Source organism: Pedobacter sp. NO84, assembly GCF_059703915.1.
In genome coordinates this window covers 1969033-1990941 of the sequence record NZ_AP046575.1, presented here as the reverse complement: position 1 = coordinate 1990941, position 21909 = coordinate 1969033, and the positions used below count along the sequence as shown (strand labels likewise).

The following is a 21909-nucleotide window of genomic DNA, read 5'->3' as shown; positions in this document are numbered from 1 at the left end:
TTGCCAGGATTATTGGGTTTTGATAAGCTAAAATTGAAACATATAAGAAATATAAGAGCATATAAGTTAACACGGCACTTTCTTATATGTCCTTATATGTCTTATATGTTTAAAAATAGCCACCATATAAGACTTATAAGTTAGGGCGGGCACCCTTACGTGTTAAAAAAATAGCTACCACTAAAATGATTAAAAAATATTGTGTTATACTGATACTTTTATTGTTGGTTAATGTTTCTAAACTTCAGGCACAATCAACTGTTGCTGCGAAGTTCGACACGGTTAGCATGCAATTTAAGGGAACCAAATATCAACAGGCCACCTATCTGTTGCGCTACGTTAAAAAATATGCCAATTTAGGAGATAGCTTAACTTCATTACCACCATTTTTGGATTCATTGTTAACGGGAAAAGTTAAACTCTTTCGTAAAAAGAAATTGCAAAGATATTTAAGCAAGGAGCATATCATGGATGAAGAAATCGGAGGGTCCATCGATTCTCCATTATCTGCAGTGGCTGATAAAAGAGCGAGTTATTTTGTAATACATGATACGAGTAATTTCTTAACGGGTGCTACCGATTTCCCAAACAACATTGATTCGGTTTCGTGGACGGGAAACAGACTTGATAACAAAAAGGATTTCAAATACACGCACATCTTCATTAACAGACTGGGTGCATCCATCACTTCCAATAATTTGAGCAAGCCTGTTCATGCTACCAAGTTCGAAAGCCCAGTTAAAAATCTATTGATCACAACAAATATAGTGGGCAGCTTTATTCATGTTGAGGTAATCCAGCCTCGGATTGCCGATCCGGGCAAGAAAAACGATGCCATATCTATTATTCCAGGGTTTAGCGAAGCACAGTATAAAAGATTAGCATTAATCTACATGATCGCAAGCTTTAGAAAAGGCGATTGGTTGGTTCCTACATTTCATGCTGTAATTGATAATGGCATTCCTGATGGACATGATGACCCGCAGAATTTTGAAATCGAAAGGTTTGATCGATTTTTACGATTAATCTATCAGGATATTAATAAATAGGAATTCTTGAGGTGTAAGTGTGAGCCTGTGGAAAGCCGAATTGAATTTATGTTGTGCTTCGACAGGCATCACATTTTTAGATTACTGTTTTACCCATTGTTGTCACACTGAGCGTAGTCGAAGTGCAAAAAATGCATTTTAATGGTAACCATGGCTTCGACTACGCTCAGCCTGACAATGTGGGACTCACTTGATATATCTTTTGAGTGTTCGACCCCCACTATACACGCAAGGCTCAGCGCTTTAACGCTCTACGCCCCAAGCCCCATGACTTACTCTTTATCCAGGCTCGAGCTCGCCTTTGTATCTTTCATCAATACATAAACGCAGAGTGAAATAAAAATACACCCAGTGATATACCAATAATAATATTCTTCATGGTGGATACCTTTTAACCATAAAGCAATATATTCTGCAGTGCCCCCAAAAATTGCTACAGTTAGTGCATACGGTAAACTCACCCCTAGGGCTCTAATTTGGGCAGGAAAAAGCTCAGCTTTAACGATGGCATTGATGCTCGTATATCCGCTAACAATAATTAATGCGATCATTAATAATATAAAGGCCTGCCATTGAGAAGTAGTTTCGCTCAACAGGGTGAGAAGGGGTACAGTGCAGATCGTGCCCAGAATACCAAAGCCAACCAACAAGGGTTTTCGGCCTATCTTATCCGATAAAGCGCCAAATAGAGGCTGTAAGCAAGCGAAAAGGAATAGGGTTGAGAAAGAGATTAGTGTAGCCTGTTCCTTATCTAGATGCATGGTATTGATCAAAAATTTTTGCATGTAAGTGGTATAGGTGTAAAAAGCCAGGGTTCCTCCCATGGTTAAACCTATTACCTTAATGATTGCAGAGGGATGCTTTAGTAATTCTTTGATCGTCCCTTTTTTGCTTGAGGTATGATTTTTCTGACTTTCAAAAGCTTGTGTTTCTGATAAACTCTTTCTTAAATAAAGTGCTACCAATGATAGGATGGCACCGAAAACAAAAGGAATTCTCCATCCCCAATCTAATAACTGAGCTTCATTTAAAAACACTTTTTGCAATACCAATTGGATACCTAGGGCCAATAATTGTCCGCCAATTAAGGTTACATATTGAAAACTTGAATAAAATCCACGTCTATTCTTTGTTGCCATTTCGCTCAGATAGGTAGCTGAAACGCCATACTCGCCTCCTACACTTAATCCTTGGATCAAGCGGGCGGTTAATAAAAGAATAGGAGCAACGATTCCAATGGTTTTATAAGTTGGGGTTAAAGCGATTAACATGGAACCAAAGGACATTAATAATACTGAAAGTGTCATGGAGCGTTTGCGACCAATTCTATCTGCAAGGCGACCGAAGATGTATCCCCCCAGCGGACGCATCAGAAATCCTAAAGCAAAAATTCCAGCTGTATTTAGGAGCTGAGCAGTTACATCGCCCTTTGGGAAAAAAGAAGCAGAAAAGTAAATGGCAAAAGCCGAGTAGGCATACCAATCATACCATTCTACCAGATTACCGATAGAGCCGCCGAAGATTGCCCTTAAACGTTTGGCAGAGATGTTATTGGTCTCTTGAATTAGATTTTTAACCATAATTTACGGGCAGGGGGCAAAGGGCATGGAGCAAGCTTATGCTAAAATTACGTTATTTTATGGTAATCATATTATCTTAAATTCTAACAGTTTTCATATCCGCCAGTTCAAAAGTAAGATTAACAGATCTATCGCCTTTTGGTCGTGTGCAATGCCTCACGTTAGCTGGTATGGTAAATAATTGTCCGGGTGATAATTCTACCGTTTGATCTTCAAGTTCGATGAACAAAATTCCCTCAACCCCTAGAAATGTTTCATCGCTATTAGGGTGATAATGCCAGTAGAAGGGCTCGGTCATTATGCCAAGCCTCACCACATGATCATTTATTAGAGATAGGGGAACGTTTTTATACCTTTCGGTTGTTAGTGCCTCTTTTTGGAGATCGATTAGACTGAGAGGAGAGATCATGATGAATTTATTTAAGATGCATTAACAACCTATCATTTAGTTTATCAAACATGCTGAACCAGCTTTGGTAAGCTCCGGTTTTTTTGGCTTCCAGTTCATCCACAGTTTGGTGCAAGGTAACTTTTGTTTGATTGCCGATAGGAGCGAAAGTAACCGTTGTGAGGATCGCCTCTGGCCATTCATCTGATTTTCCGGCAGCATTGGCACTAACCATATCTCCTTGTTCATTAGATAGGATCATCGAAAAAACCAGTTTTTCTGGAACGATCACTTCCTGATAAGTGCCTATAATCCAGCACTCGCCATGCACAGGATCTTTTATTACTGAATGAAATTGTCCTCCTTCTTTTACCTCAATAGATTTAAATTCAATACTGCATCCGGCAGGGGCATACCAGTGTTTTAATTGCTCCGGGTCTGTCCAAGCATTAAACACAAGTTCGGGTGAGGCATCAAAAAGATGCGAGATGAAGAGTTCTTTGCTATTTTCCATTTTTTTTTGTTTTTAAGTCTACTAAATAGTGATCTAATTTTTCAAATCGTTTGGCCCAGTGTTGCTTAGATTGTGTAACCCAAGAGGCTACTTCATCCAGTTGATCTAATTTGGCTTCACAATACCTATCTCTTCCGGATTGTTTTATGGTGATAAGCCCACATTCTGCTAAAATGCCAACATGAAGGGAAATGGCCTGCCTGCTCATGTCAAATCGTTGCGCAATCGAGTTTACGTTATGTGTTTCGGTTGCCACTAAATCTATAATGGCTCTTCTCGTTGGATCGGCTATGGCCTGGTATACATCTCTTCTGGCTTTCATTTTATGCAAGTAAGTGCTTGCAAATATAAATGCAAGTATTTACTTGCGCAAATTTATTTTCGTCATTGCGAGCTTTTAGCGAAGCTCCGCGGGAGCCCCTTTGGGGCAATCTCCTTGCAGCAAAACAGAATTAACCACATAGAAACATAGCACGCATAGGAGCAAATCATTTTCACCATCCCTGCCTGCCGGCAGGCAGTAAGGCGCCTAAGAACAGCTAAGTTATTAGAGACTCCGCTGCCCCTTTTAATGGAAGGCCTAACTCTATTTTTAGTTTTTATAGAAAAAAGGTTAACTTTAGTTGATATCCAATATTGTAATCGGATTGCTAAACAAATTAGAAAGAAGTTAAAATGAAAAGATCCATTGTAATTTGCTGTTTGATCTTGCTGGTGCTCTCAGCATGCAAAGTAAAAAGATTAAAAGCAACTTATCCGATTCAGGGTAAGGATATGCCACGCCCAGGTAATGTTCCGCCTCCTAGGGGGCTATAAATTAGATTCCCCTTTCTGCAAAACAGAATTAACCACATAGAAACATAGTACACATAGATTTATCATCCCTGCCTACCGACAGGTCAGACATTTAAGAACCGAAAGTTTCTTCTGCTGGCACAATGAACCTCAACGTTTCAACCTTCAAACTTATAGCTCAAAGCGCAGTATGCCTCTGGGTTTTAAAAATCCGCTTTTACTTTTTTGTCTACACGTAATACAGACTGTTGCTGAAACATGGTCTTATACCAAGACCTGAGGCTATCAATCTGTTGTGATAGTTGAGGGGATTTTTTGTGAAAATATACTACAACATAGGAGGGTTCAGTTATGAGCTTATGACTTACAGGATCATACCAGTTCCCTTGGGCATTAATTACTGTACTCCCTTCTTTATAAATTTTTTTGATCTGATTTTCCTTGAAATTTTTCCACTCCGCTTCTGTAATCATGCTCCCATCAGGTCTTGTTTGTCCAAAATATAAATCAGTTTCTACCATTCGAGGAGCCGAACAGGAACAAAGAAAAAAACAAGCAAGCAAAATTTTGTAAGACATAATCATGGATGTAATTATGAGAACTAATTGACTAGCAATTAAATATACGAAAGGATTTTATTTTGTCAAATTCAAAATGGTCTCTTAGACTTTAAAGCAATAGTATCTAGGCATGGGCCGCAGATTCGCAGATTAAAATCTATTAACAAATACCCATAACGGCATAAATTTTGTATATTTGTAACCTCAATAGCAGCCAACTGAAAACTGTTAACTGCAAACTGAGACCTTACAAATGGGGCCGTTTTGGATTTGACAGGGTGGAGCTAAGTATGTTAGCATGCAGTGCGTTGTACGGAGAGCACTTAAAAGAGAACGTTCACACTATATCTGGCGAAAATACTTACGCCTTAGCTGCCTAGTTTAGAACTTCGTAAGCTTTTGTCTCGCTAACTGCTGCAATGTTAGGTTAGTACTAGAGGCATCATAATAACACTGCTAGCTGTTGTAAAGGTATGGTACAATAGCGAAACAAAATACCTAAGGTGAAAGTTAAGGTCGGTTTCCAGCCCGACTGATCCCGAAAACTAATTGGAAAATAAGCATGAAGAAGGCATAATTTATCACACAACTGGACAAGGGTTCGAACCCCTTCGGCTCCACTCACAAAAGCAGAAATGCCCATTCCTAAAGGATGGGCATTTCGCTTTGTGATTAGTGGAGCCGACCCACAGCGATGGAGGAACGACATCTGCTGTAAAGCAATCTTAATAAATTAGAATACATTTCGTAAGAAAACCTAATTGCTCGTGTCGCATTCATCTCATAATTTTTTTGAATGAATCAACCATTACCATTCTGCACCTATGTACTTTTTAGCGAAAAAGATAAAATGCTTTATGTTGGCTATTCTTCGAATCTGTCTAATCGTATCATAAAACATAATTCTGGAGGAGTAAAAAGCACAGCTTATCGAAGACCATTGAAATTGATTTTCTGCGAGTTTTATCTATTTGAAAAAGACGCCAGAAATCGTGAAAATTATTTCAAGACTACTGCTGGAAAAAAGGCGATTAAATTGATGTTACGATCAACTCTTCATACCTTAGGATACGCAGAAAAAGTTGTATTCATTTTTGCTGACAACGATGAAGAAAATTAGCTAAAAAGCAAGCAATCTTTCGGTTTTAAAATATTAAACTCATTAATAAGTTCAATTATTGGACTGATCTGGGTTGTATTGATAGCTCCTCAAATAAATAACTATTCGGATATACTTGCTGTTTTGATTTATTTTCTTCCATTCTTCTTTGCGTTCTTTGCGAAATTCTTTGCGACCTTTGCGTTTAAATATATTTAATTCCTAATAAACCAACTTATACCCACGCCCTCTAATATTGATGATAAAAACAGAAGCATCCTCTTTTAGGTATTTTCTTAGTTTGGCAATAAACACGTCGAGGCTTCGTCCAGAAAAATAATCATTATTGTTCCACAGGGTATTTAAGATGATGTTGCGATCTAACATATTCCCTTTATTTAATAACAAAAGCTGCAAGATTTCTGCTTCGCGATGGGTAAGCATTCTGTGTTGACCTGCATGCACCAATCTTCCCTCTGGGTAATAGAATTGATAACTCCCAATATTGATACATTGCTTTTGTTGATCATCTGTTTTTACTACCAATCGGTTCTGGCTTAGGAGGGCCCTGATTCTGATTACCAGTTCTTCTATACTGAAAGGTTTTTTAAGGTAATCGTTACCACCACTTTCGAAACCAGTTACCACATCATTGGGTAGAGATTTTGAGGTGAGGAACAGGATAGGAGTTGAGGTATCCATCTCCCTGATTTGTTTGGCAATAGAAAAGCCATCCCCATCTGGGAGCATCACATCCAAAACCATAATGTCGGGCTTTAGCGCATGATACTGATCTATGGTCTGCCTTGCACTAATGGCGTGGAAAACATCAAATCCTTTCATAATCAGCGTTTCCTTCACGATTTCGGCCAATGCAGGCTCGTCTTCGGTAAAAAGAATTTTGGTTAAATTGGCCATCCGAGGGTGATTGTTGTTCCTATAGTTAATTTACTTTCGATCTTGTACCAGCCGTGATGCTGCTCCATAATCTGTTTCACATAATTTAATCCTAATCCGTAGCCTTTTACAGGGTGACTGTTCCCCGTACCAACGCGATAAAATTTCTCAACTACCATATTCACATCCTTTTCGGCAATCCCAATCCCGTTATCCTCGATTTTTATCACCAAAAAACCATCCTTCCGCTGTGCGGTAATAGTAATAATGGATTCGTCTCCCGAATATTTGATGGCATTATCGATGATATTACTTAAGGCATGCCTAAATTGGGTGGGATCTGCTTTGATTGTGGTTAGATTACTAGTGTTCTGATAGTTGATTCGTACTTTTTTCTCGGCAGAGAGCTGATGTAGCACTATTAATTCTTCGATCTTTTCATCAAAAGACATCACTTCCTTTAATAGCTTAGACTTGCCGTTTTCGTAAATAGCAATATTTAATACTTTATCAACCAAGAGATTTAGCCGCTCGATTTCGTTTTTTGCATGTTGGAGATAGCGTAGCTGTTTCTCGTTATCGTGTCTAATTTCTGGATTGCTTAAGGTTTCTATCGCAACAGCAACAGTGGCAATTGGCGTTTTAAATTCATGGGTGATGTTACTGATAAAATCGTTCTTGATGAGCGATAATCTTTTTTCTTTAAAGAGACTTTTTAAAATAAAGATCATACATCCCGAAACGATGATCATCATTGATAACGATGACAAAAGCATTAACCACATGCGTGATAGCACATAGGGGAAAGGACTTTGAAATGATGCCCTCACGTATCGCTGATCATCGGTAAATCGATAGGTAGAGAAAGCCTTGGTTACAATAGCTTGGCTTTTTCCTATTGGCCTATGGTTGAGTGTGCTATCTTTTTTCTTTACAATGAAACTATAGGGAACATGGATATTTCTTTGGTTAAGATAGCTATTGAAAGCTGGCCTGAGCCGGACCGTATCAAACTGGTACTTTTTGGTCTGGTCGCTCATAAATGTGCCGAGTAGTTGCGTTCTGTAATAAATAACATGCGATTCGAGATCTTCATCCCTCATTAACAATGCAAGTGCGGCTGCAATATGGCGGCGAACACTGGTATCTGACTTATCTTTTGGTATCGCTTTATTGTAATCGCTCAGCGAAAAAGAGGAAGAAAATTTATCCTTCGCATTTCCTTTTGCGCTAATGGTGTACACGTACTTTTTGTCTTTTTTATCAAAACGTGCGCTAATCACAAAGGAATTGGTATCGAGGATCTTTTTCTCGATAATTTGCTGAATAGTATCACAGCGCAGGCTTAACTCCTTTTTAATCCCATCTTCGAAAGCGAGATTTACTTCCTTCTCAAAATTTGCAGCTGTACTCTTGTAATATTTCACTATCCAGTACACCTGCAACATCAACAGCCCAGCCATTGCTACAAAACAGATCAGAACAAGCAGATTAGTACTTTTTCTCATATTCAAATGTATACTAAATCCCTCAACCAAAAATTGGCATTAACATAATATAACCTAAAATAACAAAGTTGATAACGGATTTTAATATTCTGGTTTCCCAATTTTGAAGAAACAAACAACAAATATGAAAACTATTATCATCAATCTTTTTTTAGCGTTTATAGCTCTAGGAGTTGCTGCTCAGGGGCTGCAAATTAAAACTGGCGACCAATTTCCCTCTATTCCAATTCAAAATGTGATCAACGCACCACTTAAGTCGTTCGAGCTTGAAAAGCAAAAAGACAAGAAATTTTATATCTTAAATTTTTGGGGAACCTGGTGCAGCCCCTGTATCCCTGAAATGGACAACCTAGCCAAATTACAGGTGCATAATCCCACAACTATCCAAGTAATTGCCATTTCTAATGAAGAACCTGGCAGGTTAATTAATTATTTAAAAAAGAAACCCTCAAAGGTGTGGCTAGCAAGCGATACGGCGGCGATTTTCTATCAACTTTTCAATCTTTCTTATGTTGGACAAAGCGCTCTAGTAAATGCTAAGGGAAAGGTGGTAGCCTTGGTAAGGACTGACTCTATTAATCAGAAGATGATCGATAGGCTGATTAAAGGACAATTAATCCCATCCAATGCTCAGTTCAAGGAAAAACCTGTAAACACAGATAACGACATTTTTGGGGTAGATACTACACTTATGGAAAGTTTCACCGTAAGAGGTTATATGATTGGACAACGAAGTATGGGTAAGCGATATGGCGGAAAAAGTGTTTACAAAGACAGAAGGATATCATATGTGAATAGTAGTGCGGCAACGATGTATAAAGATGCCTATGGAATTGTTTCTCTTCAACAGCTTATTTATGAAATCCCAGAGAAAGAAGTTTCTAATTTCGAGGATAAACAGAGCCTATATTGTTTGGATCTGTTAGTTAAACCTAGTCAGAAAGACAGTTTGTATACCATTCTCCAACAAAAACTACAGCAGGTGATGCGGGTGAAAGCAAGGGTCGAATTTCGCAAAATGCCTGTATATGCGTTGGTTAATAAAGGCTTCACTCAAAAAGAGTCGAATAAAGCCGCGCTAAGTTATGGCTTTAGCGGAACGGGTTATGATGGTGAGGGCGCTACTCTGGCTAATTTTGCCAATGATTATTTGAGCAATGAGTTTGAATTGCCTGTTATTGATGAAACGGGCCTGAGCAAAAGATATGACATTAAAACAAACGTAGAGATGCGAACCCGGGCGGGTGTGCTAAAATCAATAAATGATATCGGACTGGATTTGGTGAAGAAGGATATGATGATGAAAGTGATTGTTTTTTATAAATAAGTTAAGATTTGCCGAACAGTTTCACCTTGAGCATAGTTGAAGGGCGATGGTTGAGTTATACTGGCTTCGACTACGCTCAGCCTGACAATTTATTAGATCATTGTTTTTCAAGAATGTCACCCTGAGCATAGTCGAAGGGTTATGGTTAAGCTTATACTGGCTTCGACTACGCTCAGCCTGACAATTTATTAGATCATTGTTTTCAAGAATGTCACCCTGAGCGTAGTCGAAGGGTTGTGGTTAAGCTTATACTGGCTTCGACTACGCTCAGCCTGACAATTTATTAGATCATTGTTTTCAAGAATGTCACCCTGAGCGTAGTCGACGGGTTGTGGTTAAGCTTATACTGGCTTCAACTACGCTCAGCCTGACAATTTATTAGATCATTGTTTTTCAAGAATGTCACCCTGAGCGTAGTCGAAGGGTTATGGTTAAGCTTATATTGGCTTCGACTACGCTCAGCCTGACAATTTATTAGATCATTGTTTTTCAAGAATGTCACCCTGAGCGTAGTCGAAGGGTTATGGTTAAGCTTATACTGGCTTCGACTACGCTCAGCCTGACAATTTATTAGATCATTGTTTTCAAGAATGTCACCCTGAGCGTAGTCGAAGGGTTGTGGTTAAGCTTATACTGGCTTCGACTACGCTCAGCCTGACAATTTATTAGATCATTGTTTTCAAGAATGTCACCCTGAGCGTAGTCGACGGGTTGTGGTTAAGCTTATATTGGCTTCGACTACGCTCAGCCTGACAATTTATTAGATCATTGTTTTTCAAGAATGTCACCCTGAGCGTAGTCGAAGGGTTATGGTTAAGCTTATATTGGCTTCGACTACGCTCAGCCTGACAATTTATTAGATCATTGTTTTTCAAGAATGTCACCCTGAGCGTAGTCGAAGGGTTGTGGTTAAGCTTATACTGGCTTCGACTACGCTCAGCCTGACAATTTATTAGATCATTGTTTTTCAAGAATGTCACCCTGAGCGTAGTCGAAGGGTTATGGTTAAGCTTATATTGGCTTCGACTACGCTCAGCCTGACAATTTATTAGATCATTGTTTTTCAAGAATGTCACCCTGAGCGTAGTCGAAGGGTTGTGGTTAAGCTTATACTGGCTTCGACTACGCTCAGCCTGACAACCTATTAGCTATCATTGGTTCTCCAGAGTGTCACCCTGAGCGTAGTGGAAGGGTTGTGGTTAAGCTTATACTGGCTTCGACTACGCTCAGCCTGACAATTTATTAGATCATTGTTTTTCAAGAATGTCACCCTGAGCGTAGTCGAAGGGTTGTGGTTAAGCTTATACTGGCTTCAACTACGCTCAGCCTGACAATTTATTAGATCATTGTTTTTCAAGATGTCACCCTGAGCGTAGTCGAAGGGTTATGGTTAAGCTTATACTGGCTTCGACTACGCTCAGCCTGACAACTTTGGGTTAAAAGTTGGAGAAGCACCTAGCCTAGATCATCCTCTTTCAATTCTTTAAGCGAATAAAAATGATCCCGCCAGTAGATGCCTTTATTTTTTAACGTTAAAAAGGTTGCTTTTAAGATGATAAAAGCCATTAGCAAGCCAGCAAAAGAAATGGTTAAACTGTACCACCACTTTTGGGCTGGAGCAGTTCTTACTAAACAAAAAATCAATTGGACAGCAAGGATGAGTAAGGCTGTAATTATCGTCTTAAAATCTCCAAATATCAAGCCCAAGGGGATAGGTAGCGCAAAGAAGACTAAGGTTCCTATGATTGCCCCTACAGCCTTATATAATTGATAATCGAATGCAGCAAAGCTATTTTTCATCAATCCATTGATAAATTCATTGAGATTACTGTACCATTCTAACTCTACTTGGTTTTGCCCATAGAGCACATCTTGTTTAAACCCTGCCATTTTAATCGCCTTCCCTAATTGTAAATCATCATCTGGCCTAAGGCGAATTCGCTCATGGGTGCCGATCTGCTCATAGGCTCTTTTGCGCACCAGATTAAAGGCCCCAACTCCAATAGATGCCTTAGATTTAGGATTTCTTGCCAGCCAAGGGCGAAGGTTTATCTCCAACATCAGCTGAAAAGTGACAAGCACACTATTCAATTCTTCAGAACGGGATTTGATACTAGGGAGAATAGTAAGATGATCCAACTTATGGCTAATGGCATAAAACATCGCTTTTTTTAGCGCATCAGGATGAAACAACACATCAGCATCTGTAAAAAGAATCCACTCTTCAGTAACCTGTTCAGATCCTTTATATAATGCGTGTGTTTTCCCTAGCCATTTAGGTGGAAGCTCCGTTATTTTTTCTAAAACGAGCTGCGGATGGATAATCGACAACTCTTTGAGTATTGAACTGGTTTGGTCTGTAGATCGATCATCCACTACTATAATTCGAAGAGCTGCATAATTGATGGCACATACACTAGACAGGGCCTCCCGTAAGTGTTTTTCTTCATTGCGAACAGCTATAACAACAGCCAGCGAAGGCTCAACGTTAGCCAAGGGCTGGTCTTTTAAGAATGCGATCTTGCTAGTGTTTATCGTTAGGTATAACGATATACAACTCCATAATACCAGGTTTAAGAGCAAAAAGTAAAATAGCATACCAATTTTTATTTACTATTACTTAGTTTGGGGCTTTCTAGTGAAAATCCTTAAAGATTTTAGTAAATCTTCATGCTCTGCATATAAGATTAAACTGTCTTTTGTAAGGAGCTTAATTTTTGTTTTATATCTGCCGCATGTTAAAATACTGTCTGGTGATATACTGAAAGCCGCAGATTGGTTTAGTGGACTATTTATATCACCCCCTTTATCTTCCATTTTGAGTGTACCATTATTTTGGAATATAAAATTTACAGATTCAAAATTCGGCCTGTTTTCCTTAATTTCACGCAGCATTTTGTTTCTTGCTTCCTCATAAGTATTCCCAATAGTCTGTCTTTGTCCGTACCATTTTCCTGACAAAAGAACATTCAAATTGGGATTTGAGTTTCTACAAGAAACAAAAGTAACAGCAACAAGGAGTAATAAAGTATATCTCATAATTATATCAGCTAGGAATATAATGGAATTAAATTTTCCTGCCCGGATACTGGCTTAGCGCCACCTCCAAACAATCCATTGCTGCATTAAGATCTATGATATTTAAAACATAGGCCATTCTCACTTCGTTCTTACCACTTCCGGCACTCGAGTAAAACCCGGTTGCAGGAGCCATCATTACGGTAGCACCATTATGGTCAAAACTTTCGAGCATCCACTGGCAGAAGGCATCAGCGTCATCTATCGGAAATTTGGCCACCACATAAAAAGCGCCACCAGGATTAGGACAAAATACACCTTCAATTTTATTTAAGCGGCCTACTAATGTATCGCGACGTAAGGTATATTCTTTGTTTACTTCTTCAAAATAACTATCAGGTGTATCAACAGCGGCTGTACCGGCGATTTGCTCAACCATACCGGGGCTTAACCTAGCCTGTGCAAATTTTAATCCTGAAGCAATTACTGCTGCGTTTTTGGTAATTAAGCAACCCAAACGGGCACCGCAGGCACTGTAACGTTTAGAAACGGTATCCATAATCACCACATTTTCTTCTAGTCCGTCCAAGTGCATTGGGGAGATAAATTCTCTTCCATCATAGCAAAACTCACGGTAAGCTTCGTCGGAGAACAAAAATAGGTCGTATTTTAGGCATAAAGCCTTTAATGCTTCTAATTCTTCTCTTGAGTATAAATATCCAGTAGGGTTATTAGGATTGCAAATGATAATTGCCTTTGTTTTTTCTGTAATCAGTTTTTCGAACTCTGCAATAGGAGGGAGTGCAAATCCATTTTCGATATAAGAAAGAATGGGTTTAACCACAACATTGCTCATGCAGGCAAATCCGTTATAATTGGCATAAAAAGGCTCTGGAATAATAATTTCATCACCTTCGTTAACACAGGTTTGCATGGCGATGGTGATGGCTTCAGACCCACCCACCGTTACCAAAATGTTTTCTGGCTGAATGTTGTAGCCTAGTTTATTATAATATTCTGTGAGTTTTGTTCTATAGGCCAAGGTTCCTTCAGAAGGAGTATAGGCCCACACGTCGAACTCTATATTTTTGATTGCGTTTAACATCCCCTCTGGGGTAGCAATATCGGGCTGACCAATATTTAAGTGGTATACCTTTTTCCCTGCGGCTTTTGCTTTATCGGCAAATGGAGTTAGTTTTCGGATAGGTGAAGCGGGCATGTGCACCCCTTTTTCTGATATTCTTGGCATGCTGCAAAATTAAAAAACCCCGTGATATAAACGGGGTTTTTGTGTATTTTTTTGTTAAGCGTTGAGCGTCCTGCGTTTGGCGCCTTGGTTTTCGCCTGACGCCTAACGCTTAGCGCCAAGCGCCTACTTCGTTCCCTCGGTATATTCGCCTTTAATAATCAACACCTTTGTTGTAGTTCTGGCATTTGATGTTAATGTAATGCCCTTATTGAAAGGTAAAGCCGGTCCGGATGGAGTTAACGTAACTTTTACAAAACCTTTTTCTCCACTTTTAATGGGAGTTTTGGTGTAATCAGGAACCGTGCATCCACAGGTAGTTTCAACTTTGGAAATTATTAAGGGAGCATCTCCGGTATTGGTGAAATTAAAAGTATATACAACGGGTTTATTCAATGGAATTTTCCCAAAATCGTGAACCTCGGATTCAAACTTGAATTCTGCCGGTTTAGTCTGTGCATTTGCTACAAATCCAAGTCCTACAATCATGGTAAATAATACTATTAGCTTTTTCATCGTGTCTTAATGGTTATCTTGTGTTTTATTTAAACAAACTTAATGTATTATATTCAATGCAAAAAGCATTCCAAATATTATTTGCCGTATAAGATTCAAACCCAATTAGAAAGAATTGTATCTTTGCGTCCTAACCAATTTCGCTTATGCCGATAGATAGCAATTTGACCACAAACCAGATTGACGCTTCAGAATTAAGTTTCGACGATTTTAAGTTGATCGTAATTAACGATTACAAATTAGCCTTTGAGAGCCGTCAGGCAAGTATCTTAGGCAGAAGAGAAGTATTAACTGGTAAGGCCAAGTTTGGTATTTTTGGTGATGGTAAAGAAATACCGCAAATTGCCATGGCAAAAGCATTCAAGAAAGGCGACTGGCGTTCAGGTTATTACAGGGACCAAACTTTTGCATTCGCCACTGGAATTTCTACAATTAAAGAGTTTTTCGCACAATTATACGCCAATCCGAGCGTAGAAGCAGACCCTTCATCGGCTGGTAGGCAAATGAACTGTCATTTCGCTACCCGATCAATAAATGATGATGGTTCGTGGAAAGATCTGACAGAAATAAAAAACTGTTCATCAGATATAGCGCCAACAGGCGGACAAATGGCCCGATTAGTAGGTTTAGCCTACGCTTCGAAACTCTTTAAGCAGAATAAAAACCTCGACGAGTTGACCAATTTCTCTGTAAAGGGAAATGAGGTGGCTTTTGGAACAATTGGCAATGCTTCAACTTCTGAGGGAGTATTTTTTGAAGCCATAAATGCAGCGGGGGTTTTGCAGGTTCCTATGGCAATTTCGATTTGGGACGATGGTTATGGTATCTCGGTTCCGGCTAAATATCAAACTACAAAAGAAGATATTTCCGAAGTACTAAAAGGATTTCAGCGTGAAGAAGGGACCAATGGTCACGAAATTTTTAAAGTTAAAGGTTGGGACTATCCCGCTTTATGCGAGACCTACCAAAAAGCAATAGACGTTTGTAGGGAGGAGCACGTGCCGGTTATGATCCATGTAACCGAGGTAACGCAGCCTCAAGGGCATTCTACATCAGGATCGCATGAGCGCTATAAACTAAAAGATAGGCTTGATTGGGAGAAAGAATACGACTGTATCACGCAAATGCGGAAGTGGATGATCGAATCGGCCATTGCCACCGATGTACAATTAACAAACCTTGAAGAAGAGGCCAAGAAATTTGTTCGCGATACCCAAAAAGAGGCCTGGAATGATTTTCTCGCCATTATTAAACAAGAGCAAAGCGAGGTGATAAATATGATCACCGCCGGTGCACAAGGAAATCCAGTACTTACTAAAATTGCTGCCCAATTGGCATCTACTCCAGATGCCTTGAGAAGGGAAGTGATGTCAAGCGCCCGTAAAGCTATCAGGCAAAGTGTAAGCCAGCCTTCAGCAGAGCGTGAAATATTGGTGAAATGGTATCTCGAAAAAGCGGCGATATACGAAGAAAAATACAGCTCAAAATTGTTTACCGATGGAAAAGAAAGTCCATTTTTAGTAGACACCGTTGCTGCAACATATAGCGAAGACAGTAAAATGCTTGATGGTAGGGAGCTCCTAAATGCGTGTTTCGATTCGAACTTTGAACGAGATCAGCGTTTATTGGCCTTTGGCGAAGATTTAGGAAATATAGGCGACGTAAATCAGGGTTTTGCTGGTTTGCAGACCAAATTTGGAGATTTACGTGTCACAGATACGGGTATCAGAGAAGCTACCATTATTGGACAAGGGATTGGGTTGGCAATGAGAGGCCTAAAACCAATAGCCGAAATCCAGTATTTGGATTATCTCTTATATGCTTTAAATATACTAAGTGATGATTTGGCAAGCTTGTCTTATCGCACTAAGGCAGGTCAGAAAGCGCCAGTAATTGTCCGTACCCGTGGGCATCGCCTAGAAGGTGTGTGGCATTCGGGCTCGCCAATGGGTATGATCTTAGGCTCTCTAAGAGGGATGCACATCTGTGTTCCGAGAAATATGACCCAAGCTGCAGGGATGTACAATACCTTATTTAGATCGGATGAACCTGCATTGGTAATCGAGTGCCTGAATGGCTATCGTTTAAAAGAAAAATTACCAGATAATGTAGGCGAATTTACCGTTCCATTGGGAAAAGCCGAACTGATAAAAGAAGGTACTGACCTTACGGTGGTTACTTATGGGTCTACACTTCGGATTGTAGAAGAAGCAGCAGAAGAATTGGAAGAACTGGGCATTTCTATTGAGATTATCGACCCTCAGACCTTGTTGCCTTTTGATATTGATCAGCTTTGCAAGAAATCTCTGCAAAAAACAAATAAGCTATTGGTAATAGACGAGGATGTACCAGGAGGCGGATCTGCATTTATTTTACAACAATTATTAGAAGAACAACAGGGTTATTACTTGTTAGATGCACAGCCAAAAACGCTAACCGCAAAAGCCCATAGGCCTCCTTATGGCTCTGATGGCGATTATTTTAGCAAACCTTCGGTTGATGATGTATTGGAAACGGTATATGCAATGATGAACGAAAGTAATCCTAATAAGTTTCCGAAATTGTTTTAAAGAGTCCGGAAGTTCGAGAGTCGGGGAGTCCGAAAGCTCCGGCAACATTTAAAAATTGTTTAAAAGAGTTCGCAAGTCTAATGTCTAAGGTTCATGCTATAACGCCATATTCTTCGGACTCTCGGACTTTCCGACTCGTTCAATTACCTTGAAATTTAAATTTAACTCTTCTTTAAAGCGTAAAGAAATTAAGCTATCTTGAGCTTATCATCCTTAAGACTCTTTTGCTATGAGATTGCTCACTTCCAGGCCTTTCATCATTTACGAAATTTTTATCTTTTTTACTGGCAGTGGGAATCTTATTAAGGGTATTTTCCTTACTTCTCAAACTTTATAAAATGAGAAGAAAGCTATCAAAATTGTGTGTTTCTAATTGGCTGCGGCTCTTATGTGTTAGCTTACTTTTATTTTTAGGAAATAAGACCATTGCCCAAGTTAAAACACCACAGCAAAAGCTAGATAGTATTTTAACCGTTGATCAGGCCCATCCTAAAGAAGATTCGGTAAAACTAGTAATCTATAAGGCACTTTACAGACAGTATATGCGCATGAAAAATGAGCCTAAAATTGTGGAATACATGGATAAGAGCGTTCATTTAGCTAGAAATCTTAATTTACGCGTATTCGAAGCGGATGCCTATTACCGAAGAGCTTTAAGTTACCATGGAGTGGCAAATTATCAGAAAGCTGAGGAATTCTACAAAAAAGCAATTACTGTTTATACCGCTATTAATGAGATGGACATGGCTGCAGGTACCTATCTCAATATGGGCGCTTTATATCAGGGCATTCCCGATTATGCAAAATCCTTGGAAGTGAGCCAAAAAGCAATAGCAATCTTTCTAAAAAACGGGAATATTGGTGATCTGGCAAGCGTTTATGCAAATATTTCCGAAATATATCAACAACTGGGGCAATCTGCTAATGCATTAAATTATTTGAATAAGGCCTTAAAGGTTTTCACGGCCGGCGATGCCGCTAGGGGTATAGCTGTGGTATACACTAGTATCGGAAGCACCTATTTAAACGCATCGCCAGAAGAACTTATAAAAATGGGGATTAAACCCGAACAACAGAATGAAAAGGCATTAGAAAATCTGAATAAAGGTCTAAAGGTTGCTATGGAGATAAATGACCAAGGTATTCTCGGTACCTTATATAAATATATAGGAACTGTTAACGAACGACTAGGAAAAAGAGACTTGGCTTTGACGTCTTATTTAAAAGCAATTAATTATGGGAGGAATTCGGATAACGAAACGGATTACGGAAGTTCACTGCTAGCTCTGGCTAATTTTTATGTCCAAGATGGAGAATATAGCAAGGCCGTTACAGCTTTAACTGAGGCATTAAAAATTGGAGAGCGGGACGAAACATTAGATCTGCAAAAAAATGCCTACCAAATACTCAGTGTAATAGAAGAGAAAAGAGGAAATTATAGTGCATCACTCGAAAATTATAGAAAATTTATCCGCGTGAGGGATTTGATCTTTAATGAGGAAAAGGAAAAAGAAATTACACGTAAACAATTACAGATAGATTTTGCCGTAAAAGAAAACGACTATCAGTTAAAGCAACAGATAACCGATGGCGAATTACAGCGACAGGTTCTTCTGGCAAAGCAACAGCAACAACAGTTAGCATTACGACAACAAGAATTAGAGCTTATAGACAAGGAAAAAACATTACAACGACTTACTTTTCTAAAAACGCAGGCCGATTTAGAACGTGATAAAAGCTTTCAGGCCAATCTTTTGAAACAGCAAGAGCTGAAAGCCAGACTAGATAAGGAGATTAAGGATAAAGAAATTAATTTACAACGATCAGCTCTAAAATTTAATAGGAACGTAAATATCTTTTTGGGCGCATTGGCTACACTATTATTCGGCGCCGCATTGTTTGTTTATTATAGCCATCGCAAAACGGCAAGACTTAATAAATTGGTATCTGAACAAAAATTGGAGCTAGAAAAATTAGGGAGGGTTAAAGACCGGATTTTTAGCGTTGTTAGTCATGATATGCGTACCCCTGTTAACTCTTTAATTTCTTTTATTCAATTGCTCGAAGGTGGAAATATCAATCAGGAGAAGTTAAATCGCTATGCGGCAAATCTGAAAAACACTTTGGGTTATACCTCTGCAATGATGGAAAATCTGCTCAATTGGGCCTCCAGTCAGATGCAGGGCTTTAAACCCATTAAAGAAAAATTTGATGTTAATTTCTGCGCACAGGAAGTGATCAACTCGATGGAAGCCGTTGCTAGTCAAAAAAACATCAAGATTAAAAACGAAATAAGATCGGGCATACTGTGCATGGCTGATATGAATATGAGCTCCTTGGTTTTGCGCAACCTGATTAGTAATGCGATTAAATTTACACCCAGTGATGGTGAGGTAAAAATTAGCGCAGAAGTTAATCAAGCACAAGTTTTGATCCACGTAATCGATAATGGAATAGGATTATCAGCTCCGCAATTGAGAGAATTTAACCAATCTGGATTCCAAGAAACCGGTAACACTACATTAGGAACAAACAATGAAAAGGGAACGGGTATCGGACTAGTTTTATGTAAAACGTTTACTGCTCTGATGGACGGCGAGATAAAGGCCAAAAGCGAATCCAATAAAGGCACTACATTTACACTGAGCCTGCCAAGAACAGGAAACTAAATCTACCTTTTTAATAGTTTCATCGACTATTTAACCAACGTTGTCGATAAAGGTAAAATGGCAGCTTATTATTAGTGATATTCATGTCAGTTATCCCTAATAAAGTTACTATGAGCATTGAAAAATTTAAGGAAGTAGGAAAACTAGCGATTAATTTTATGGTTTATCTTTTTAACCAAGGATTAAATAAAGACAAATTAATCAAAAGACTAAAATAATTAATGTTTAGTGCTTCTAGACAATGTTTTAGCCGTTATTTTTTCCATTAACTCCTGCCGATTAGTTAAGCTTATCGGAACTGAGTAATTATGGGTTAATATAATTTCCGAATTAGCAATTGTTGCAATGTGATTGAGGTTGATAATATATTGCTTATGTACCCTTTGGAATGAACCGGGCAATTGGCGCTCTAAATTTTTGAGATTAATGAGCGTAATATGCATTTCAGTTGGCGTATAAATTTTTGAAAAATCTCCCATGCTCTCGATGTAGATTACCTCATCAAAATTTAACTTGGTGAAGCCTTTTGTTTCTTTTATAAAAAAATAGTCATCAGTTTCTGGAATTGGATAAGGATTGGTATTGGCCACCGCAGATTTTTTAAGATCTAAATAGGCAATGGCTTTCGAGCTGGCTTTTAATAAACGATCAAAACTTGCGGGTTTAACAATAAAATCCAAAGCGTCGAGATTAAAACCTTCGGCAGCATACTCTGCAAACGATGTGATAAAAATAAAAACCGGCGGAATACTTATACTTTTAAGTAATTCCATTCCAGAAAGCTCGGGCATATCAATATCAGAAAAAACGATATCAATCTGCTCATTCATTAATACCGCTGCGGCCTCGATTCCACTGGTACAAATAGCGCTAATTTCTAGGCGAGCAATTTTACGCAGGTGCATTTCAATAGCATCACGTTCAATCTCGTTGTCATCAACAATTAGGCATTTATAGTTATTCATTAAGGATAAAGGTATATTTTAAAACGGTTTAAAAAAATATATTAACAGAAAGGAGAATGGTAAAGCCTATGGCGCTAAGCGTTTGCGATTGTTTAACTTAGGTTTTCAAACGTCTCGACTACGCTCAGACTTACACTTAAGGAGTGCAGCTTAGGTGCCACGGCTGGTAAAAAACTTACTTTTCAGGCAAATGAACTTCAGCCAGCATGCATCTTGCACTACCTCCACCATGAGTTTCAATCGTATATAAGGGAGCATAGATCAGTTTTGCATATTTTTCGAGCAATGCGATCTGTTCTTGATCCAGGGTTAAAAAAGCTTGCTCAGACATTACCAATAGACTTTCACCAGCAGTATTGTTAACTTGAAGCATGTTCCCGGCGAAATGGTTCATCTGATCAAAACTGATTGCCATAATTTCTTTGTGGGTAGCTTTTAAACTTTTGATTAAGTTTTCTCGTTCACCTTCGTGTTTGATGGAATCAAGACAAACTACCGCAAACTTATCTCCAATGCACATCATCACATTGGTATGGTAAATAGGGAAATCGGTTTCATCTACTGCGTTAAAAACCACAGCGGTGTATCCCGTTGCCTCACAAAATTTTTCAAGTGCAATTTCGTTGGTGCGAAAGGATAAGCAAGCATAGGCAATCCTATTGTCTCTATCCAGAACCAAGCTTCCCGTACCTTCTAAAAAAATATCCTGCGCTTCGTGGGTGCTAAGATCAGTTACTTTATTTACCAAAAAATGCTCTTCCAAAGTAGTAAGGATATCCGCCCTGCGTTCGGCACGTCTATTTTCTGAAAACATAGGATAAAGTACGATTTCTCCATTATCATGGAAAGAGACCCAATTGTTCGGAAAAATAGAGTCGGGAGTTTCAGGTTGTAACGTATCATCAATTACCGTAACGTCTACGCCATTTGATCTTAGCATCGCTACAAAGCCATCAAATTCCTGTAAAGCCTGGGTATGCACATCGCTCTGCGTAGTTGCCTGCTGAAATTTATTGTTATCGGCCGTTTGCGTATTGAATTTAAAATCAACCGGGCGGATCATGAGGATATGGTGGGTAGACTGCATGCTTGGAAGTTTAACTTGTAATTAAATTCTTTTATCGTATTCGTAGAGCGTATTGCGTATTGGGATTGGGTGGCTAAGTTAACGTGTAAGGAGTTCTAATTATAACGTAGTGTGTATTGAG

At 39.0% G+C, this 21909-nt stretch carries 18 protein-coding genes and 1 other RNA gene; 6 read left to right on the top strand and 13 right to left on the bottom strand.

Annotated features, from left to right (window positions below; genetic code table 11):
* The first annotated feature begins 185 nt into the window (after positions 1–185).
* On the top strand, positions 186–1049 hold the full coding sequence (locus tag AC6H0V_RS08470; protein ID WP_497563292.1) for a hypothetical protein: 864 nt from the start codon (positions 186–188) through the stop codon (positions 1047–1049).
* A gap of 272 nt (positions 1050–1321) precedes the next feature.
* Here the strand turns inward: AC6H0V_RS08470 and AC6H0V_RS08465 are convergent, their stop codons facing one another.
* From AC6H0V_RS08465 to AC6H0V_RS08445, 5 genes are all read right to left on the bottom strand, one after another.
* The gene (locus AC6H0V_RS08465) at positions 1322–2629 is read right to left on the bottom strand and encodes an MFS transporter (RefSeq protein WP_497563291.1); all 1308 of its coding nucleotides are present in this window, start codon (positions 2627–2629) and stop codon (positions 1322–1324) included.
* Positions 2630–2705: 76 nt separating this feature from the next.
* Positions 2706–3038 (bottom strand): cupin domain-containing protein, encoded by a 333-nt coding sequence (locus tag AC6H0V_RS08460; RefSeq protein ID WP_497563290.1) that lies wholly within the window; start codon positions 3036–3038, stop codon positions 2706–2708.
* Positions 3039–3045: 7 nt separating this feature from the next.
* Positions 3046–3531, bottom strand: a complete 486-nt coding sequence (locus AC6H0V_RS08455) for an SRPBCC family protein (protein ID WP_497563289.1) — start codon at positions 3529–3531, stop codon at positions 3046–3048.
* Positions 3521–3853 carry an ArsR/SmtB family transcription factor gene (locus tag AC6H0V_RS08450; RefSeq protein ID WP_497563288.1) on the bottom strand — a complete coding sequence of 111 codons (333 nt, stop codon included), beginning with the start codon at positions 3851–3853 and terminating at the stop codon, positions 3521–3523. The genes AC6H0V_RS08455 and AC6H0V_RS08450 overlap by 11 nt, the downstream gene beginning before the upstream one ends.
* Positions 3854–4529: 676 nt before the next feature.
* Positions 4530–4904, bottom strand: a complete 375-nt coding sequence (locus AC6H0V_RS08445) for a DUF3574 domain-containing protein (protein ID WP_497563287.1) — start codon at positions 4902–4904, stop codon at positions 4530–4532.
* A gap of 237 nt (positions 4905–5141) precedes the next feature.
* On the opposite strand from AC6H0V_RS08445, the gene ssrA reads away from it, so the two are divergent.
* Positions 5142–5509: a transfer-messenger RNA gene (gene ssrA / locus AC6H0V_RS08440) on the top strand.
* A gap of 173 nt (positions 5510–5682) precedes the next feature.
* Positions 5683–6006 carry a GIY-YIG nuclease family protein gene (locus AC6H0V_RS08435; protein ID WP_497563286.1) on the top strand — a complete coding sequence of 108 codons (324 nt, stop codon included), beginning with the start codon at positions 5683–5685 and terminating at the stop codon, positions 6004–6006.
* Positions 6007–6207: 201 nt separating this feature from the next.
* Here AC6H0V_RS08435 and AC6H0V_RS08430 read toward each other — a convergent pair whose 3' ends face one another.
* Together AC6H0V_RS08430 and AC6H0V_RS08425 are read right to left on the bottom strand one after the other, a co-directional pair.
* Positions 6208–6903, bottom strand: a complete 696-nt coding sequence (locus AC6H0V_RS08430; protein ID WP_497563285.1) for a response regulator transcription factor — start codon at positions 6901–6903, stop codon at positions 6208–6210.
* Positions 6891–8390, bottom strand: a complete 1500-nt coding sequence (locus AC6H0V_RS08425) for a sensor histidine kinase (protein WP_497563284.1) — start codon at positions 8388–8390, stop codon at positions 6891–6893. Before AC6H0V_RS08425 ends, AC6H0V_RS08430 begins: the two co-directional genes overlap by 13 nt.
* Positions 8391–8514: 124 nt before the next feature.
* Between AC6H0V_RS08425 and AC6H0V_RS08420 the strand changes: the two genes are divergently transcribed.
* Complete coding sequence (locus AC6H0V_RS08420) at positions 8515–9717, top strand: redoxin family protein (RefSeq protein WP_497563283.1); 1203 nt, start codon at positions 8515–8517, stop codon at positions 9715–9717.
* A 1455-nt stretch (positions 9718–11172) separates the two neighbouring features.
* Here AC6H0V_RS08420 and AC6H0V_RS08415 read toward each other — a convergent pair.
* The 4 genes from AC6H0V_RS08415 to AC6H0V_RS08400 all read right to left on the bottom strand — a co-directional run bounded on the left by AC6H0V_RS08415 (position 11173) and on the right by AC6H0V_RS08400 (position 14497).
* Positions 11173–12315 (bottom strand): glycosyltransferase family 2 protein, encoded by a 1143-nt coding sequence (locus AC6H0V_RS08415; protein WP_497563282.1) that lies wholly within the window; start codon positions 12313–12315, stop codon positions 11173–11175.
* 18 nt (positions 12316–12333) lie between these two features.
* Positions 12334–12756, bottom strand: a complete 423-nt coding sequence (locus AC6H0V_RS08410; protein ID WP_497563281.1) for a hypothetical protein — start codon at positions 12754–12756, stop codon at positions 12334–12336.
* Between the two features lie 28 nt (positions 12757–12784).
* Positions 12785–13984: a pyridoxal phosphate-dependent aminotransferase gene (locus tag AC6H0V_RS08405; protein ID WP_497563280.1), complete on the bottom strand. Its 1200-nt coding sequence runs from the start codon at positions 13982–13984 to the stop codon at positions 12785–12787.
* 123 nt (positions 13985–14107) lie between these two features.
* Positions 14108–14497 (bottom strand): DUF1573 domain-containing protein, encoded by a 390-nt coding sequence (locus AC6H0V_RS08400; protein ID WP_497563279.1) that lies wholly within the window; start codon positions 14495–14497, stop codon positions 14108–14110.
* 146 nt (positions 14498–14643) lie between these two features.
* Between AC6H0V_RS08400 and AC6H0V_RS08395 the strand changes: the two genes are divergently transcribed.
* The gene (locus AC6H0V_RS08395; protein ID WP_497563278.1) at positions 14644–17067 is read left to right on the top strand and encodes an alpha-ketoacid dehydrogenase subunit alpha/beta; all 2424 of its coding nucleotides are present in this window, start codon (positions 14644–14646) and stop codon (positions 17065–17067) included.
* A 338-nt stretch (positions 17068–17405) separates the two neighbouring features.
* Entirely contained in the window at positions 17406–19736 is a 2331-nt protein-coding gene (locus AC6H0V_RS08390) for a tetratricopeptide repeat-containing sensor histidine kinase (RefSeq protein WP_497563277.1), read from the top strand.
* A 218-nt stretch (positions 19737–19954) separates the two neighbouring features.
* Here the strand turns inward: AC6H0V_RS08390 and AC6H0V_RS08385 are convergent, their stop codons facing one another.
* A complete protein-coding gene (locus AC6H0V_RS08385; RefSeq protein WP_497563276.1) occupies positions 19955–20701 on the bottom strand; it encodes a LytR/AlgR family response regulator transcription factor in 747 nt (248 codons plus the stop codon).
* Positions 20702–20876: 175 nt separating this feature from the next.
* The gene (gene ctlX / locus AC6H0V_RS08380; RefSeq protein ID WP_497563275.1) at positions 20877–21788 is read right to left on the bottom strand and encodes a citrulline utilization hydrolase CtlX; all 912 of its coding nucleotides are present in this window, start codon (positions 21786–21788) and stop codon (positions 20877–20879) included.
* Positions 21789–21909: the final 121 nt, after the last annotated feature.